An 18218-nucleotide genomic window follows, 5' to 3' on the forward strand; every position below is an offset into this window, starting at 1 on the left:
GATGACGTTATTCAATCAAATATTCTCGTGGATGCTAGTGATTTTCTTCTGCATAGTGCTGGCCGTCTTCGGTATCGAGCTGAATACCACACGCAACTTTTTACTCAATCAGCAAACCTCTGATGTCAACAACACGGTGAATTCGATGGGGCTAGCCTTAGCACCCTACTTAGAATCGGATGATAAAGTCGCCGCCGAGTCGGTGATCAATGCGTTTTTTGATGGCGGTTTTTACCGCGAAGTTAATCTGACCTTGCTGTCAGATAACAGTGAGATTGTTCGCGAGTATCCCGTACAAATCCACGGTGTGCCCCAGTGGTTTATCGACCTCGATGTTTTCCCTGTGATCACCGAAAAACAAACCATCACCAGTGGTTGGATGCAACTTGCCGAAGTCGAAGTGGTCGCGCATCCAGGTTATGCGTATAAGCAACTGTGGAAATCATTTGTCCAGTTAGGGACAATTTTGGCAATCATCTTTTTGGTCGCGTCCGTGATCATTGGTTGGCAATTACAGCGATCGCTGAGACCCCTTGCCCGTATTACGGCTAAAGCAGGCGAAATCGCCAAAAACAAGTTTGGTGATCCCATTCCGCTCCCTCCCACGACAGAGCTAAAAACCGTGGTCAGTGCCATTAATGTCATGACCGATCAGCTCAAACACTACTTTGAACAACAGGCAAAAGAGGCCGATAGATTACGTAAAACCGCCTACCGAGATGCGGTATCTGGCCTTGGCAACCGCAGCTTCTATGTTGGCCAGCTTAAATCTTGGTTAACTGAATCGGGTGTTGGCGGTATGGTCTTAATCAAAGTGGATCTCATTGGAGAGGCCTATAAAAACCAAGGCTTCGAATCTGGGGATCGTATTGTTGAGCAATTTGCGAATAACCTCACCACCACGATTATCAGCGACGACAGCATGACAGCAGCGCGCTTGAGCAAAGATGAATTTGTGATCCTAGCGCCTAACTCAGACCCCGATGACTTGCGCTTACTCGGCGAGAGTGTGCTCGCCATGGTAGTAGACATGCAAGCGGATCCGACCGGTCTCACGCCGCCTAAGGTAGCAGTGGGGTTAGCTATCAACGGCGGCGGAAATCAGGATGCCAGTGTGCTGCTGTCACAAGCGGATAACGCCTTATCACAGGCACGCAATACGCCGGAGCACCCTGTCGTACTGATTGACCAATCTATCGGTGACGCTGCAATGGGTAAACAGCAATGGAAAGCACTGCTGCATGAAGCCGTGGCCAAAGAGCTGTTTGTGTTCAAATACCAACCCGCCACAGACAGCGAATCAAACCGGCTTCATCAAGAGGTCTTTTCCGCGATAGAAAAGGATGAGCACTATTATGGCGCTGGCCACTTTTTAGGGGCGGTAGAGCAGCTCCAACTGGGTGAAACCCTCGATAAATATGTCATTACTCACGTGATTAAAACCTTGTCTCAAGACGCTAGCGTCGGCCCATTGGCGGTTAACCTCACCTTAAGTAGTGTAACCAATGCGTCATTTATTCGTTGGTTGGGGACAACCTTGTACCAGCACCGCAAGCTGGCAGGCCAACTGTTATTTGAGATCCCAGAGGTCGCTTTTGTCCGTCACGCTGACCACACTGGATTGTTGACCGATCAAATCCGTCAAGCAGGCTTCCAATTTGGGGTCGATAATTATGGCCGCAACTTCCAGTCTTTGGATTACTTACAACGCTTTAAGCCCGATTACGTAAAAATAGACTTTGCCTATACCAGTCATATAGAAGACGACGCCCAAGGGCATGTTTTGGCATCCATTTGTCGTACCGCGCATAACTTAAACATCACCACTATCGCGACACGCGTGGAAACAGAAGCACAGCTTGCGCGCCTTTCCGAGCTGTTCGTCAATGGTTTCCAAGGCTATATCTTCAATAATACTCAGGACAGCCATGGTTAAAGATCCGCTTCTGCAATCATTGATTTATGTATCGCGTTACTTCGGTAACGCGAACTCCCCCGATGCCCTTGTGTCTGGGCTCCCCATCTCCGACGGCTACCTGTCACCTTTTTTACTGCCCCGCGCGGCTGAACGTGCGGGGATTGTCGCGAAAGAAGAAGCGATGCCACTCGGGCGCCTCTCTTCGCTGCTCTGCCCGGCTATTTTGCTAATGAAAGATAACGACGCGTGCGTCGTACTAGAAATGGATGCGAAAAAGGGGCGTGCGGAAATCGTTTTGCCGCATGCGGATATGACACCGCGTTGGGTGATGCTTGATGATCTTAACGATGCGTATCTGGGGCGCCTTTTTTTGCTGAAAAAGCAATATCGCTTTGATGAACGCGCGCCAACAGCACAGGTGAAGGATGAGGGCCATTGGTTTTGGGGCACGCTCTGGCAATCACGTCATATTTATCGGGATGTCTTAATCGCCTCACTCTTTATCAATGTCTTTGCGATTAGTGTGCCGCTATTTTCTCGCCTCGTTTACGACAAAATCGTGCCTAACTTGGCCTTCGATTCACTGTGGGTGCTCGCGAGTGGGATTTTGGTCATTTTTATCTTCGACTTACTCCTTAAACTGCTGCGCAGTTACTTTATTGATATTGCAGGTAAGAAAACAGATTTACTCATTTCTTCACGCATATATGCCAAAGTCATAGGGGTAAGAATGGACGCTAAGCCCCCTTCAGTCGGGGCCTTTGCACGGCATATGCAAGAATTTGAATCCATCCGCGAGTTTTTTACCTCGGCGTCTATATCCACCCTCATCGACCTCCCCTTTGCCATCATCTTCTTGCTCGTGATTTGGTTTGTCGCCGGTCCTTTAGTAATCGTGCCTATCATTGCGGTCACGTTATTGGTCATCCATGCATGGCTAATTCAAAAGCCCCTGCGGCGCACAATTGAGGAAGGGACACGTCTTTCTTCACAAAAGAATGCCAACCTCATAGAAAGCCTGTCAGGGCTTGAAACCATTAAAATATTCGGGGCGGAGAGTCAGTTTCAGTATCGCTGGGAAGAAGCGGTGGCCCATATGGCAAACTGGAGCATCAAAACACGCCGTCTCACAGACTCAGTCCATAACTCGGCCAGTTTTGTTCAGCAGTTTGTCATCGTCAGTATGATTGTATTTGGTGTTTACCAAATAGCCGCGGGCGAACTGACAATGGGGGGATTGATTGCGGCAAGTATGCTGAGCTCAAGAGCAGTAGCGCCCTTGGTTCAATTGTCTTTGCTCTCGACACGCTATCACCAAGCAAAATCAGCACTCGATATCATCGACCAACTGATGGCATTGCCATCAGAACAAACCGAAGGTAAGCGTTATCTACATCGCCCGATGCTGCGTGGCAAAATTGAGCTCGATAAGGTTGACTTTCATTACCCTAACACCACTGCCCTCGCCTTACGCCAAGTGTCCTTTCGCATTTATCCCGGCGAAAAAGTCGGTATTATTGGCCGAGTGGGCTCAGGAAAAACAACGCTTGCCCGCCTGATAGTCGGCCTTTATTCTCCCACCCAAGGCTCGGTTGCCATCGATGATACCGATATCTCTCAACTTCATTATATCGACGTTCGTCGCAATGTCGGTTTTGTCCCTCAAGAGCCGACGCTATTCTTTGGCTCAATCAGAGAGAATATGACCCTCGGCCAGCCACTTGCCGATGATATTGATATTATGGACGCCGCTGCCCGCTCGGGCGTGTTAAGTTTTACCCAGTACCATGCCTCAGGACTAGAAAGACAAGTTGGGGAAGGTGGCGTCTTATTGTCTGGGGGACAGCGACAAGCCGTTGCAATTGCTCGCGCCTTTTTAGGTCGCCCACCTGTGATTTTACTCGACGAACCAACCAGTCAGATGGATAACCGCACAGAGCAGTTCATTAAAACGCAGCTAAAAGATTTACGCAGAGAGGAGACACTCATTCTCAGTACCCACAAAACCAGCATGCTGGATGTGGTTGACCGTCTTATTGTGATGGAGGAAGGATGTGTGGTCGCAGATGGACCGAAAAAGGCAGTGCTTCAGGCCTTAAAAGAAGGAAAAATCCGTAAAGTTGGCTAACAGTTTACACTGTAAACCAGTATCAACCATTGGCTTGATACGGTTTTAATTCAATCGCGGCATTATCATAAAATAAATGTGATGGGCCGTGCTCTGAGTGAACCAAGTGCTTTTCTTCGCCGATAGTACAGTGAACACGACTAAGTAGCGACTTAGTCGCAATGATACTGGCCGTTTGGTATCCGCTCTCTATCGCTGCGTCTGTTTCTTCTACCATGGTTTCTATTTCACTTAGCGCGGTAGAAAGGTGCTCGCGTGTCGAGCTTATTCTTTCAACCATGGCCGCGTCACGCTTCTCTTCTGGGACCGCTTCAAGTTTTTTCTCTGCCGCCTGGATCTTATCCAATTGGGCACTTTTCTCTTCCCAGCTTTTGTTTAAATTGACGAGTTCCCGTTTAAGTATTGGCAGACGCGGAAAGCAATGTATATACGTATGCGCCCCTGCGCTCGCGCCGATAATCACCGCCTGGACTTTTTCGCCCACTTCATGCTTACCGCCCGCCAACGTGCCTTTGCGCTTGGTGGCATCACTAATAACGATTGACTGCCCTACATGCGTTTTGCAATGCATCGCATGCAAGGTAAGTTCTAGGTTTTGATTGGCACAGAGTGTGGCATATTGCGCGAACTTGGCGACAATATTGCCCTCCGCAACCAGGGTGCAGTTGATGTCAGAGTCTGCTGCGACTTGTCGACCAATGATCCCATTTTGGACAATAATGTCTGCGCCAGCGGTAATGGTCGCTGATTCCACTACCCCTCCCACGGTGACCGTTCCCGATGCTGTGACCTTCATACCCACTTCAACATCACCTTTAATCACCACACTGCCTTCAAAGTTGACATGCCCGGTGCCGACATCAACCGCATCTAAGCTCAATGCATCATCGACCGCCACGCCGTCTTTTTGTAACCGTGGGATCCCAGCCATGGTCGCCACTAGAATATTAGGGTCTTTGTTACTTAACTCGCTGCCTGGGTGCGCGGTCAATGTCATTGGCTTACCGGAAGATGTCGATAACACCGACCCAGTTACAGTAAAGCCCTCATAGCCCGATGTTTCAGGGATCAGTTTAGCTAAAGGCTGTCCTTGCTTAACCATCACCATTTCACCCAAATCACGCATGTCAACGGTTCCATCCTCACGCTGTTTGGGACGGCGAACACGCTCGGCAGGATCTTCAATGAGATAGACAAGGTGCGCATCTTCGCCCGCAACCGGCTGCCGACCGAATGCGACGGGAACATCAAGGTATTCACCAGGTTTGAGCTTTCCTGACGCGGAGAGAAGTTTTTGCAGGGTCGGCTTTTTTATCCCTCGAACGATATTGGCATCACGCAGCGTCGAGAGAATGTCATCGGCTTTCAGTCCACGCCCGCCACACGCGCCGTTAACGATCAAATAGGCCGTCATTTTATCGTCGGCGATACGCGCTTCGATGGTTGCATCACGGCGTTCTGCAATAATGAAGTCTTCCGATTCAGCATCATCCGGCGACGCGTTTAACTTGGTTAATGCTGACTCTATCGTATCATCAAAACAAAAAAAGCCCTCGACTTGGTTGCTCACCAACCAGTCCTTGATTTGTTTTTTCTCTATCGGTTGGCCATTGGTATGCTCGACTTTCCCTGCCGATAAGTATACACGCTGACCATCCTGAGAGACGCGGAGGATATCGTCTAGCATCTCGCTTCCTGCCTATCTAATCCCTGTGGCGGCCTTATTAGCCAGATAAACCACTTGGCAATGCGCTTGCTCCGTCATCTCGAGGAGCCTTGCACTCGACTGTTGTCACTGATTAGATTAGTCCAAATCTAATGCAAGTGCGCGCAATTGTCTCATTTATAATAAATTATACAGGTTTATCCCGCTTGGGAGCAGGATCACTGATAAAAACGTGACCAGGATAGGATTAATTCAGTCGCCCTCAGCACGGCCCCCATAATGAAGGGTAGTAGACCGATTTACAGTGTAAATAAACGTAATAAGCGACAGCGTTTACACTGTAAACCAAGCCACTGCCACGTGTTCAGTTTACAGTGTAAATGGGTCATGTCGTCATGTGTGTTTGAATATAATCCCGTATCCGAGATTCCGCGTCCCTCTTTCCTGCCAGCTGATATCGGGTGCAGACAACAGACCAAGGCAACCCTAACAAAATACGGCTAACCAGAATGGGTAACGTGGCATTTTCGTCGTCTTTCTGGACGCGACCTATATGATGATATAACCAAGCCTGTAAGCTTGAGAGGGCAGCATCGACCCCCACCCCTCCGGCAACAAATCCATCAATTTGTTGTCTTACTTCCTCCGATAGCGGTGCGGTTGGTAACCCAGCAATGATAGAGGCAGCGATGTCAGTTTCCATCCGTTGATGGCTCGTGAGCATCTGAATGGGAAGGTTTTGCCTAAATAAGCGTAACGCCTGATCACACCATTTCAAAGGCTGGATAGGCTTAAGCATTTGCAGCGAATAGCACCCACTGGCTTGATCGCGTTTTAATCCCAATTTAACCGGCTTAAATCCTTGCTTAAACCAAAACGGCGTCAGCTCGGCGGTTGCACCGAAGCTAACACCGACCCCGACCACTGACGCTTCAGCCGCGTGTTTATTCACAGTCGCGAGCAACCGTTGACCGACGCCTTGCTGTCGATAAGGCTCAGACACGGCAATGCGTTGGACTCGCCAGAGCCTGTCGTGCAGAACCTCCGCAAGCCCCAAATGCGCGGCGACCGATTGGCTAAACAGATGCCCTTTTATCCGGCGTTGCCCTGCGACCACCGCGTGACAAGTTTGCCAATCTATTCCTCCTTCTTGGCTCACCACACACGCGGCAACCAATGTATTATTGAGCCAGCCAGCAAAAATTAAGACGGCGTCATCGTCCAGAAGACGGGCTAAGTCGTTAGGCGATGTTTGATAATGGGCCGCGATCAGTAATGTGAATAACTGCCGTAAACACGCCTCATCTCGATACAACTGCTGACGGCTAAGCGGCTCAATCACCATATCGTTCACCCACCCTGTTTCGAGCATATCGGCCTGATCGCTGCCGACATCGTCGTCGCCATTCAGTAAAAAGAGGGCGTTCAACGTGCGCTCAACCGGATCATCATCAGCCCATCGCATAGGCGCCGTGAGCTTTAATGTGCGCCATTGCGGCTGCTCGACATCCAACATTTGCTTGAGTCGGAGCGTAAAAGCACGTCCTGTCCCTTCATAGCCATGCTCGGTCGTTGCAATCGCAACGCGACTGTATTGATTCAGCCACTGGCTGATTATCGGAAGTGGGATCGCCGCCGCTTCATCAACCAATAACAAGTCTGCTGTTGGCGCGTCTTGTAGCAGCGCATCAGGGGCAATAAAGCGTATCTGGCTTCCTTGATAGTCGATATGTTGGCCAGCATCATCGACCTGAAGGGTGGCTTTCAGATGATGAAAAAGCGTTGATGCATGGGCTGGGGAAGGCGATGACACAATGATGCGTCTTGGTTTTTTCATCATCAAGTTAGCCGCGGCCATCCCTAATGCGGCTGATTTCCCCCGACCGCGGTCAGCGGTTAGCAGCAGGGGACGGCGCCGATGTCCAGTCACGACTTTTTCCACGGCAGCAATCGCATCATCCTGAGTCACTGAATGCATTTGATGTTTCGCTGGACGTGGCTGGGGTAAACGATGCAGCCAATGACAATTAAATGCGACGCTATCATCTTCACTCAAACAGCGAAGAAGGCGTTGTACGGACGGAGGCATTTCGTTATCGAGGGCGGCAATTCGGAGTACAATGAGTGCACCCGCGCGGCAACAACCGGCTATGGCGCAAAAGGCTTCCGCATTAAATTGCGCATTCACCTCCACCACGATATGACCACATTCTTGTCCCAGCTTTTGATGTGCTTGGCGCCAACTCAAACCATATTCTGTGTTTCCCACAATCAGCGGGGGCTGAGTCTCATCAAAGCCGCCCAGTACAGTCGCCAAGTCCTGATCGACACAAACCAGTTGACGGTGGGAGTCGTGCGCTGCACGTAAGATCAGTGGCTCAAAAAAGTCTTCCAATGTGGGTAATGTCATCATGTTTCCATAAGGCTTTTACCAAGCGGATAGGAGATGATAACACGCAAAAAAAAACGACACGCTAGGCATGTCGTTTTTAACGCTGGGGCATGTGCAAAATATTAGTTTTCTAGCGCTTGTTTAATCAGTGCCAGAATTCGGTCTACGTCCTCATCACTGACTTTCTTTAAACTAATATTCAGGTTATTTCCTTTGCGACGATAAGACGCACGTCCGTCCAATAAGGTTTTGGCTTGCTCTCGTTCACTCGATGTCGGCTCGACAAGTTCATCTTTAAACTGCTCAATCAACTGGGTGACTTCTCGCGTAATACGCGTCACTCCTTGCGCCTCTACCTGTTGCCATAAAGGCGTGTCACCAAGCTTGGCAACCAGCTTTTGTTGCAGGGACGCATCAAGGCTAAAATATAAGCGATGCAACTTCACAATGGTTGGCCGTCCCAGCTCAGACACACTGGGGTAGGCTTGCAGTAGCGGTAAGGGCAGGGCCGCGGCTTTTAAGGCTCCGCTGACCAAGGCTTCGCTACACTGACACGCACTCGCCAATGCTTTTTGATCACTCACTTCGCCACTGTCTAACATTGCCTGCATCTCTTTACCGCGTTCATAAAGCGATAACGGTTTGTGCGCATTGGCGACATCGGACAAGAATTTAGCATGGCGTGTACTGATGCCTTTCGCCACATAGACTAAGAAATCTTGTTCTGCAATCAGACACGACATGCGGCGTCGGCTACCGTCGAGGACTTCGATACGACCATCGTCAAGCCAACGACCCACAGCAGGGTACTGCTGGCCATGTGCTTTTAACGTTACCAAAATATCGGATAACGCGAGTTCATTCAGAAATGACTGCTCTCGCGCATTCTTATCAAAAACGGTCGTTTTATCTCGGATCTCACTGGCAGGGACTTTTACCAGCTCAAATTCAACCGTGTGTTCACCGGCGACCGCAAGTTCAATGACTGCCGCTTTCTCACTCGCTGCACTCTGAGCTTCTTGCGTTGTCGTTGCTCGTCGCTTGTCTGCTTTGGCAAACAAACGCGCATTTAAATCAGAGGTCTTAATGGCCATTTTTTGTGATTACTCCTGATTGAGCTGAGACCAGTGGCTGTGCAGCACACGCTCTAGTTCTAAACCGACACGATGGACGGCATCTTGGGCTGTCGACAAGGTCTTCTTACCGCCTTCAAAATCTTGAGAGGTAAGATCAAAGACTGTGCTGTAAGTGTCGGCACAGGTCTCAAACGCGCGACTTCTTGGAATGGTCGCCATCATTACTTGTTCACCCAAAAGATAATTCATTTCCGTTAAGACCGAAATCTGTTTTTTGTTGTCATCTTCAAACATAGTCGGCATTAAACGAACAAACTCAAGGCCATGCCAGTCTTCAGGGAACATCTCATAGACTTGTGGCAGATGCTGGAAAAAGTTCACCGTCGACGCCCAATCGAGGCGTTTTGCCGCACAAGGGATCACTAACGAGTTCGAGGCGTACATTGCATTCCACACCAGCGGATCGATATGCGGGCCTGTATCTATCATGATAATGTCAAACTCATCACTGATTGGGTCGATGACTTTTTCTTGCAGCAACTCAACCACGTTCAGAGACTGGCTAGTCGCTAGTGCTTGCCATGCCTCAGCATTAAACATCGCGTCTTCTGGAAAGGCCGCCATGGTTTTTAAGTTTGGATACTGTGTCGGCAGTAAGACATTACGCATCATGAAGTCTTTGTCTGCAGGCTGGGGCGTATTATCCAGCATGACGTCAACGGCGGAGTAAATCCCCTCTTGCTCGGTCAAACTAATTTGTGGATTGAGGAACAGTCGCAATGAGCCTTGTGGATCCAAGTCGATTAAGCAAATGCGATAACGCTTTTCCAAGTTGAGGGCCATACATGCCGCTAAGTGCACCGCACTCATGGATTTACCCGTTCCGCCTTTCTGGTTCTGGATGTTTACCACCCAAGGCTTATGGGTTTTTCCTTTACGCTCATGGAAAGTCGGCACGTTCGCCGCATCCATGATTTGGTGCGCCTCATCGAGTGTAATCGAATAATGGTTAGCGTTGTTTTTAGTGAACTGATGTCCCTCTTGCTCCATGCGAGAGATCGCTTCATCGAGCTTTCGCCGCGTTAATCCCGAACGCGTTTCCATTAATGCTTTTGACATCGGTGGAAAGAGTTGGTCGTGGCGTTCTTCCATTACAATCTCGACCCGATCAGACTGAACCTGTTTCGTCTGCGCGGCGATATTGCGGAGGTTTTCAATCGTCTTTTCCCTATCCATATTCTTTTTCGCCTTAACGAGAAATAATTGCCGATTGTACAGCACATTCCACCCAAGACAATAAAAAGGTGAACAAAAGCCAATCAAATAAAGATCCTGCTCACAATTGTTATCATGGATGATTGATGAAAACATCGACGAATAGTTGGTTATACTCACTTCGACAAACCATGCGATAAATTCCTCACATTTAAAATGTCACAGCGTCACTTATTTACAATGTAAACAGTTGATAGAGTCGGAAGCCTATCTTTGAATGGCTAATTTACGGTACCCGATCGTTGAACCGAATTTATCGCCTTTTACCCCTTAAGAGGGGAGAGCGGTTAACAATCTCACCCATTAGCCGTTCATGCGATGGATTACCGCGGTTTTGATCATTTTTCCCGTAACGATGATCAAGGTGTTCGGCCTTAATGGATGCTAATACTTGATCATGCTTTCGAGAGTAAAGGCGCTGTTGGGGAAGCATGATCAAGCAGAATTATGGGTTAAATCATCGGCAAATCTGCGCGATGTGTCTCTGTATATTACGGAACAATGATCAAGACTGGCTGTAAAGACTACCAGCCTGTGCGGTTGTTCGGAACGATATAGTCGAACCGCCAAATTACGGATAACGTCAGGTGTAACAAGGGATCGAGAAGGATCCGGGCATTCCATCCATATCACGTGGACTAAACAACGGTTTATATCAAGATGATCGAACAGCACGATCTCATACATGATCATTGTTCCACTAACCGGACACATACATCCCTATGGCAGTTATACTGTCAATGTCATTTCGATTTGGAGGATGAGAGTGAAATAGCCGCTAGACTTATCGGCAACATGCACGCTTTTTCATCAAATCAGCTAAAAAAGCGCTGTCTTGATCATTGTTCCTAAGCCTCATTAGCCTGATTAACCACCGAATCCAATAACGTCATCACCCGCGACATCCTATAGCTGTGGATAAGATGTGTATCACGCTTGATCATTGTTTCAGTTATTATCTGATCATTAATGCGGTAAGCTGTTGATCATTGATGCAGGCCTCACTTGATCATCGTTGGTGCATGATGTTGATCATGCCTCCAAGACATTGATGATCATGCTTTCGAGAGGGCTGAAATTATAATTCATAAAAATCATGGTGTTATAACAAACTAGCCACTCGGATCATAAGATCAGATCATCAAATTAGATCAGAATAATCATAAAGATCAGTTAAAAAGCGCAATAAAAAAGATCTTTCTTTTTGGGTCTTTTTTTATTAGTCTTTCCCTGGAAGAGTGATCGATTTACGGTTTCCGTCACCTCAATTTAAAAAAATACGCGTTGAGTATGCCCGTGACAAAGGATTTAAGCTGACATGAGTGCCAGTAAACCCGAAAAAATCTTGATAAAAGCCCCTCGCTCCCACAAAGACGGGCATTTGTTCGCCGTACACGATCAGTTGATTGATTGGCTTGCACAGTATGAGCACTTTAAAGGGGTAACCAAAAGTATTCTAGAGCTACTGAACTTAATTTCAGTACGCGGTTTTGCCTCTCAAGACGGGTATGTATCCACCACAGAATTGGTTGACGCAACAGACGGGCAACTCACTCGCGCAGCCATCCAACAACGACTCCGTGCCGCTGTCCAGTTAGGACTGTTCATTCAGCAACCCGTGAGGTTTGAAGAAGGACTCGCAGGCAAAACCATGCTGCATCAGTTTGTTAATCCCAGCCGATTGATTTCATCACTCGGCAGTGCAGGCTTGATGACAGAAAAAAGTCGCGATGCCGTCAAGCAAAAACGGTCGAAAGCGTTAGCGCAAACGCAAGTTAATCGACAATTGCTCAGTGAGCATGGACTAGGCACCCCTCCGATGATGCCTGGTGAAAAAGATCAAATTTTGGTCTCGCCGACCAGTTGGGCTGGGATCATTGATCAAGCGCTTGCTCCACCGCGAACCAAAAAGGGTTATCAGAAGTCGATGGTGGCGATCAGCGGCACTAAGGCGATCATTGAAACGCGATCGGCCAAGTCGATCATGACGGTTGATGATCTGATGACACTGTTCGCCCTGTTCACCCTCACGGTGCAGTATCATGATCATCATTTACCCAATTACGAGTTACAGACCCAATCTATAGGCAACAAAACACCGATCTATATCACTGATATCCTGCAGTTACGGGGTAAAAAAGACAGTGGTCCTGCGCGTGATGCCATCCGCGAGAGCATTGATAGAATCGAGTTTACTGACTTTCAGCTTCATGAACTAACGGGTCGTTGGCTGAGTGAAAACATGCCAGAAGGGTTCAAAAGTGACCGATTCCGGTTCTTAGCCAGAACCATTACCGCTTCCGAGGAAGCGCCCAAAGAGGGTGAAGACGGTGAGGTCAGGATCAAGCCCAACCTTTATATCTTGGTATGGGAGCCTTCGTTCTTTGAAGAATTGATGACGCGTGATTACTTCTTTTTATTTCCACCAGAAATATTGCGTCAGCATACCTTGGTGTTTCAACTCTATTCGCTCTTCAGAAGCCGTATGTCGCGTCGACTCGAAGATACCATGCTACTTAGCGAGCTGAACCAAAAAATGGCCCGTAATATCGAATGGCGCCGTTTTTCCAGTGATTTAACCCGGGAGCTCAGAAAGCTGGCTGAAGGTAAGGTGACAGAGTCTGTCTTTGCGGTGAACTTGTGGGGATATCACTTAACGTTAACGCGCGAAGATGAAGAGAAAAAATATCCTGACTATCGCATGGATATAAAGTGCAACGTCGACGAAGTGATCCGCTACTCTCGTGCCAAAATGTATAATGAGGGCAAGCGCTCGTTGGCTCCCACTATGCCCAATCCGCTGAGAAATGAGATCCTTCCTAGCCAAGACCTTGATCAGCTTTCCGGGATCATTGATGGCGAGTTTGAACCGATCCAGCGCAAAGAGAAGAGCAGTGGCCGGTTAGGGCGTCGTGTGAAACAACGCAAGCACTTGGTTGAGATTAATGCGGATGAGCTGACCATTGTGCTCTCAAAGTATACGTCTGAGGAGGCGTTGCAACGGAGCATTACCGCGCTGTCGGCGATGACAGGCCATCCTTCCTCCGTGATTACCGAAGAATGTCAGGGTTATCTCGAAAAACTGGATTGGTTGCGGGTCGGTGATCAGGTCGTCTCCTATGAAACGCTCAGCCGTACGATTGAGTTTTACAATCAACAACAGCTCGATAGACATCTTTCTATTGAAAAGTTGATATCTGGGTTAGCCGTGCGAAGAAAAGTCTGTCAGCGCGTGTTTGAGGGCCATCTCGATGGGCAAGTGCTCAAGGCCTTGGATGACATAGCGATGGGAGGGTAGTGACCGATTTTGCAGGTTGTTGACGTGGTAATGACACAACCTTTGATGAGCGGCGTAAACTACTCACTGATAGATACCTTTGTCCTATTGGGTGCCTTGATGGCACCATTTGGCTAATCACTTGCCGAGCGGGCTTTGCCCGCTTTTTTCTTCCTTGCCAACGATGATGCGTTTCCCCTCTTTGTCGTGGGGTCACGTCAGCTATTGGTTTTATTCTGCGTTTTACAGTGTAAACTGCCTACTTTCTTCCACGCTATATTGGGCTTTGCGAGGCCATGATGCCATTTCTCTTGCCATTGGCGGCGGTGCTCATTTGGTCGGTCAACACGATTGTAAACAAGGTGTCTGTCACTGTGATTGCACCGGGTGCGATGGCATTCTATCGGTGGTTTTTTGCCATTTTGGTATTAACGCCGTTTTGTTTACCGACATTATGGCGCCAACGACGTGCGGTGCGTTGCTATGCACCACGTCTTGCCATTCTAGCGCTGTTAGGCATGGTCACTAACCAATCCGTTGCCTATTTTGCTGCGCAAACCACGACGGCGACCAATATGGCGCTGATTATGTCGTTGGTGCCCATGTTGAGCTTGTTGATCAGTGTGCCTGTGCTGTCACAGCCGTTGACGATGCGTGCGATCCTCGGGGCCGTGTTATCCTTCGCTGGCTTGGTGTATATGCTAACGCTGGGCAAACCGCTTTCTCTTTTTCACGCAGGCGCGTCGGTGGGAGATGGGCTAATGCTGGTATGTGCGTCCTCGTATGCGCTGTATTGCGTTTTACTTAAACGTTGGTCGATGGCGCTGTCCAATTGGGTGTCTGTGTATGTACAAGCTGTATTTGCGGTGGTGATGTTGTTGCCCGTTCTGTGGATGGCGCCCAGTCCCGCCATCCCCGCTGACGCCTATCCGCTAGTGGGGTTTGCCGCCTTAGGCGCTTCCGTGCTTGCGCCTGCGATTTGGCTAAACGCTATCGCGCTCAATGGGGCGAGTCGAACGGCGATGTACATGAACCTTTTACCCGTGATGACTGCGGCTATTGCAGTGGCGGTACTGGGAGAAATACTGACTCAGTATCACATCCTCGGTGGAGGGCTTGTGATGCTGGGCGTTGCCATATCACAGCAATCAAGGCAGCCGTCCTGTCAGTAACCGTCTACACTCAATTAAGTGGGTTCTTTGACGGAGGTCGCCAATGTGGTGGTTAATTGAGTTAGACTGGGTACCCTTGTGGGTCATACCGACAAGCGGTCGCGCTGAGCGGACAGCGTCGTCGCCCATCATTTGGTAAAGAGAGAGCAATAATCTTACATGGATGTGGATGTATCTGAATGTTGCGTCGTCACCATTCGGCCTGCGCAGCGCAACGAAGCGCGCTACTTTTGGCGTAATATATATTATTCCCGTGCTTGGAAGCAGTATGATGCGCCGTATACACCGATAGATCCGGTGTCGTTTTGGTCGTTTCGTTTTGGGCTTTTTCGTCGTTTCATCGTGGGTGACACGGCGCAGGTGATTTGTGTGGACAATAAGCCTGTGGGTTATGTCACCCTGTATTGGGAAGACAAGCGCACGCGTTGGTTGGAAGTGGGGATCACTATTTTCGATCCTGTCCACTGGGGCAAAGGTATCGGCCGACGTGCTCTGACGCAGTGGATTGACCAATTGTTTATTCGCCACCAAGTCAACCGAATCGGCTTGACCACTTGGTCGGGGAACACGGGGATGATGCGCTGTGCTAAAGCACTAGGGATGCGCGAAGAGGGGCGCTTACGCGCCGTCCGTTATTATCAAGGTGAGTACTATGACTCACTCCGTTATGGGGTATTGCGCGATGAGTGGTTGCAGCAAGCTGCGCCAGTGCGTCAAAACGGTCCCTCGTCCGCCAACACCCTGGCCGCTGTCGCCTCAACCATGCACCAAGACCATTCGCTGGTTTGATTGCGGCAGTAACCAATCTTCAAGTGCTGTCCGTTCAATCGGCCGAGAGAGCACATACCCTTGCAAGTAGTCACATTGGTGTTGGCGAAGCCAGCATAGCTGCTGTTTCGTCTCGACGCCTTCTGCTACTACGGTTAAACCGACGGCATGTGCCATGGCAATCATTCCTCGACACAGGGGCGCCGCTTTACCGTTAGGCTGATCGATATCCATAATAAAACTGCGATCCATCTTAATCACGCTAAACGGATATTGGCGCAGCAGCGAGAGGGATGAATACCCAGTGCCAAAGTCATCGAGGTACAGTTTTATTCCCAGTGCGTGAAGCTGACGCAAGTTCCTCCCCACCGTTTCTGAGTGCTCAAGTAAGGCCGTCTCCGTCATTTCTAACCCCAGACACTGAGGCGCAAATTGGTGCCTGGCGATCAGTGAGGCGACGTCATCGGCGAAGGTGGCTGACTGACACTGCTTGGCGGACACATTCACGGTGATAGAAGGGCATTGATTGGCAGGGAAGCGGGTGTGCCAGTTATCCAATACGTCGGCGACTTGCTCGAGCACCCAGTCGCCAAGCTCGATAATATAACCGGTTTCTTCTGCGATTGGGATGAACTCTGCGGGCGAGATCCGCCCTAGCGTCGGATGCTGCCACCGGAGCAGTGCCTCTGCATGGCTGAGTGTTTCTTGTTCGCCATCAAAAATAGGTTGAAACATCAGATGAAACTGCTGCTGTGCCAACCCTTTTTTTAAGTCTTGTTCGACAATAAAACGTTGCTGGACTTTGGCAAGCATGGCCGGCTGGAAAATCGCGAGGCGATCACGGGTTTGCTTGGCGTGATACATGGCAATATCCGCCTGCTGAATAATATCCGTTACTGACGCATTGGCTTTGTTCACCGAGGCAATGCCAATACTGGCGGACAGGTTAATCATATGCTCGTCCACCTTGTAAGGTGTGCTAAGCGCTTGAAGTAGGTGCTTGGCCTTAGTTTGTGCCAATGCCAGTGAACTGTCGGCTTTAAGCAAAATGATGAATTCGTCGCCACCAAAGCGAAACACGCGCTCGCCACTGACGGATTGGTTCAGGCGTTTGGCTACCTGCTTAAGAAGCTTGTCACCCGTCACATGACCGAGAGAGTCGTTAACCACTTTAAACCGATCGAGATCGATAAACAGCAAGGTAAAATGCTCGCTGTACTGGGCGCTCACTTGCTGGAGTGCGCCCTCCAAGGCATTGTCGAGCGCCGCTCGGTTTGCCAGCCCCGTTAAACTGTCGTGCTGTGCTTGGTGGGTGAGCTGGCGGGTCTGCTTGTTGACTAAGTGTTGTGCCAATGACAGTCGGTTGGCGTAGGACCAAAAGCTGGCCAGAACCGACAAGCCGAGTGACAGTACCAATAGTCCAACCAGCACCCCGTAGAGTAGCCCCGTGTGCAAGCCGCGTAGATGGGTGAACCTGACCACTAACCCTTCTTCGCTTCCGGCTATCGGAATAGTGATATCGGGCGAGTGAGTATTTCGCCATTTTTGCAATGCTTGCGTTGTGTGCGTGGTAAACATTTGCTGGTGGCCAAAGGCTTCGCGGGCGATTAGCCCCATATCGGGCGCGGGGGTGTCATCTTGCCAGAGTGTGGGTAGAAAGGTATCAAAATAAAGTGTGGTGGAGAGAAAACCGGCTAATTGGCCGTCTCGTGCAGTAATGGCCGCGAACCAACGCACCCCATGTCCTTGCTCGTCGTGAATCAGTCTTGCCACCGGTTGGCGCTTAAAATAAGCACGCTCCATGGTGACGGTATTCTCGCATTGCGCATCCGCGCGCCAACCTAAATATCCCTCTGCTGCGGCTTTGGGGGACAAGTAAAGCGCGGGAAACGTATCACCTCGCATCACCCACTGGCAGGCGTGGTTATTGAGTGGCGGAAAGGGGTGATAGTGACCTTGTTGCGCGGCAAACTGTTTTAACTCAGCGCGATTGACCCGAGGTAGCCACATGACGCTATCAAGCCCTGAGCGCTTTTGGGTATGGTTGTCGATAAAGGCATGGAATTTATCACGCGTTGAGCCGCCTTCTTGTTGCAGATAAAGCTGCGCCGATAGTTGTAGCTCATAGAGCTGAGAAAACGCTTTACTGAGTGCGTGACGCTGCTTTTCAACATCGGTAGAGAATCGGCTTTGCTGACGCTGGTTTTCCAAGGTATAAACTGACCAACCTGCGATCAGCGCAATCATAATAACCGTTAGGTAACGCCATAGAGGCTGTGAGGAAAAATACCGCATATAAAGAATACATCGAGTCTCACTATCGAGAGAGACAGGGTAGAGTGCATCGATGACAATCTGTGCCTATTTAGGTTTCATTTTTGTGACAAAGCGATGGTTTTCGATCGCAGGGCGCAGTCAGCCGATCAAAACAATCGTCAAAAACGTGACGGTTTTTTATACAGGGTTAAGGTCGGTATCGGTGAGTGCGAAGATATGTAAATGTGAAATTGATCACGGTATGGTTAGGGGCTTGATTCGCCTCTGAA

At 49.4% G+C, this 18218-nt stretch carries 10 protein-coding genes; 5 read left to right on the forward strand and 5 right to left on the reverse strand.

The genetic code is table 11. From position 1 onward, the window contains the following. The first annotated feature begins 1 nt into the window (after position 1). Together BZG20_RS14470 and BZG20_RS14475 are read left to right on the forward strand one after the other, a co-directional pair. Positions 2 to 1936: an EAL domain-containing protein gene (locus BZG20_RS14470; protein ID WP_077579443.1), complete on the forward strand. Its 1935-nt coding sequence runs from the start codon at positions 2 to 4 to the stop codon at positions 1934 to 1936. After that, the gene (locus BZG20_RS14475) at positions 1929 to 4046 is read left to right on the forward strand and encodes a type I secretion system permease/ATPase (RefSeq protein WP_077579444.1); all 2118 of its coding nucleotides are present in this window, start codon (positions 1929 to 1931) and stop codon (positions 4044 to 4046) included. The genes BZG20_RS14470 and BZG20_RS14475 overlap by 8 nt, the downstream gene beginning before the upstream one ends. 22 nt (positions 4047 to 4068) lie before the next feature. Here the strand turns inward: BZG20_RS14475 and BZG20_RS14480 are convergent, their stop codons facing one another. The 4 genes from BZG20_RS14480 to BZG20_RS14495 all read right to left on the reverse strand — a co-directional run bounded on the left by BZG20_RS14480 (position 4069) and on the right by BZG20_RS14495 (position 10416). Next, entirely contained in the window at positions 4069 to 5733 is a 1665-nt protein-coding gene (locus tag BZG20_RS14480) for a FapA family protein (RefSeq protein WP_077579445.1), read from the reverse strand. 364 nt (positions 5734 to 6097) lie between these two features. Next, positions 6098 to 8125, reverse strand: a complete 2028-nt coding sequence (locus tag BZG20_RS14485; protein WP_077579446.1) for a GNAT family N-acetyltransferase — start codon at positions 8123 to 8125, stop codon at positions 6098 to 6100. Positions 8126 to 8226: 101 nt separating this feature from the next. Next, positions 8227 to 9198, reverse strand: coding sequence for a ParB/RepB/Spo0J family partition protein (locus tag BZG20_RS14490; protein WP_077579447.1), 972 nt, complete (start codon positions 9196 to 9198; stop codon positions 8227 to 8229). Between the two features lie 9 nt (positions 9199 to 9207). Then, complete coding sequence (locus BZG20_RS14495; protein ID WP_046076018.1) at positions 9208 to 10416, reverse strand: ParA family protein; 1209 nt, start codon at positions 10414 to 10416, stop codon at positions 9208 to 9210. 1357 nt (positions 10417 to 11773) lie between these two features. Between BZG20_RS14495 and BZG20_RS14500 the strand changes: the two genes are divergently transcribed. From BZG20_RS14500 to BZG20_RS14510, 3 genes are all read left to right on the forward strand, one after another. Further along, on the forward strand, positions 11774 to 13753 hold the full coding sequence (locus BZG20_RS14500) for a replication initiator protein RctB domain-containing protein (protein ID WP_046075596.1): 1980 nt from the start codon (positions 11774 to 11776) through the stop codon (positions 13751 to 13753). A 278-nt stretch (positions 13754 to 14031) separates the two neighbouring features. Continuing rightward, positions 14032 to 14904, forward strand: a complete 873-nt coding sequence (locus BZG20_RS14505) for a DMT family transporter (RefSeq protein WP_077579448.1) — start codon at positions 14032 to 14034, stop codon at positions 14902 to 14904. 159 nt (positions 14905 to 15063) lie between these two features. Next, positions 15064 to 15693 (forward strand): GNAT family protein, encoded by a 630-nt coding sequence (locus BZG20_RS14510; RefSeq protein ID WP_077579449.1) that lies wholly within the window; start codon positions 15064 to 15066, stop codon positions 15691 to 15693. Here BZG20_RS14510 and BZG20_RS14515 read toward each other — a convergent pair. Then, positions 15661 to 17919, reverse strand: coding sequence for an EAL domain-containing protein (locus BZG20_RS14515; RefSeq protein WP_198536432.1), 2259 nt, complete (start codon positions 17917 to 17919; stop codon positions 15661 to 15663). The genes BZG20_RS14510 and BZG20_RS14515 overlap by 33 nt on opposite strands. Between the last annotated feature and the right edge of the window lie 299 nt (positions 17920 to 18218).

Origin of the sequence: Salinivibrio sp. IB868 (assembly GCF_001995655.1) — a bacterium.
Classification (GTDB): domain Bacteria; phylum Pseudomonadota; class Gammaproteobacteria; order Enterobacterales; family Vibrionaceae; genus Salinivibrio; species Salinivibrio siamensis.

Excerpts from the sequence above, each read along its gene's own strand:
- BZG20_RS14470 (WP_077579443.1), top strand. The coding sequence starts at position 2 with ATGACGTTATTCAATCAAATATTCTCGTGGATGCTAGTGATTTTCTTC.
- BZG20_RS14475 (WP_077579444.1), top strand. The coding sequence starts at position 1,929 with ATGGTTAAAGATCCGCTTCTGCAATCATTGATTTATGTATCGCGTTAC.
- BZG20_RS14480 (WP_077579445.1), bottom strand. The coding sequence starts at position 5,733 with ATGCTAGACGATATCCTCCGCGTCTCTCAGGATGGTCAGCGTGTATAC.
- BZG20_RS14485 (WP_077579446.1), bottom strand. The coding sequence starts at position 8,125 with ATGATGACATTACCCACATTGGAAGACTTTTTTGAGCCACTGATCTTA.
- BZG20_RS14490 (WP_077579447.1), bottom strand. The coding sequence starts at position 9,198 with ATGGCCATTAAGACCTCTGATTTAAATGCGCGTTTGTTTGCCAAAGCA.
- BZG20_RS14495 (WP_046076018.1), bottom strand. The coding sequence starts at position 10,416 with ATGGATAGGGAAAAGACGATTGAAAACCTCCGCAATATCGCCGCGCAG.
- BZG20_RS14500 (WP_046075596.1), top strand. The coding sequence starts at position 11,774 with ATGAGTGCCAGTAAACCCGAAAAAATCTTGATAAAAGCCCCTCGCTCC.
- BZG20_RS14505 (WP_077579448.1), top strand. The coding sequence starts at position 14,032 with ATGCCATTTCTCTTGCCATTGGCGGCGGTGCTCATTTGGTCGGTCAAC.
- BZG20_RS14510 (WP_077579449.1), top strand. The coding sequence starts at position 15,064 with ATGGATGTGGATGTATCTGAATGTTGCGTCGTCACCATTCGGCCTGCG.
- BZG20_RS14515 (WP_198536432.1), bottom strand. The coding sequence starts at position 17,919 with ATGATTGCGCTGATCGCAGGTTGGTCAGTTTATACCTTGGAAAACCAG.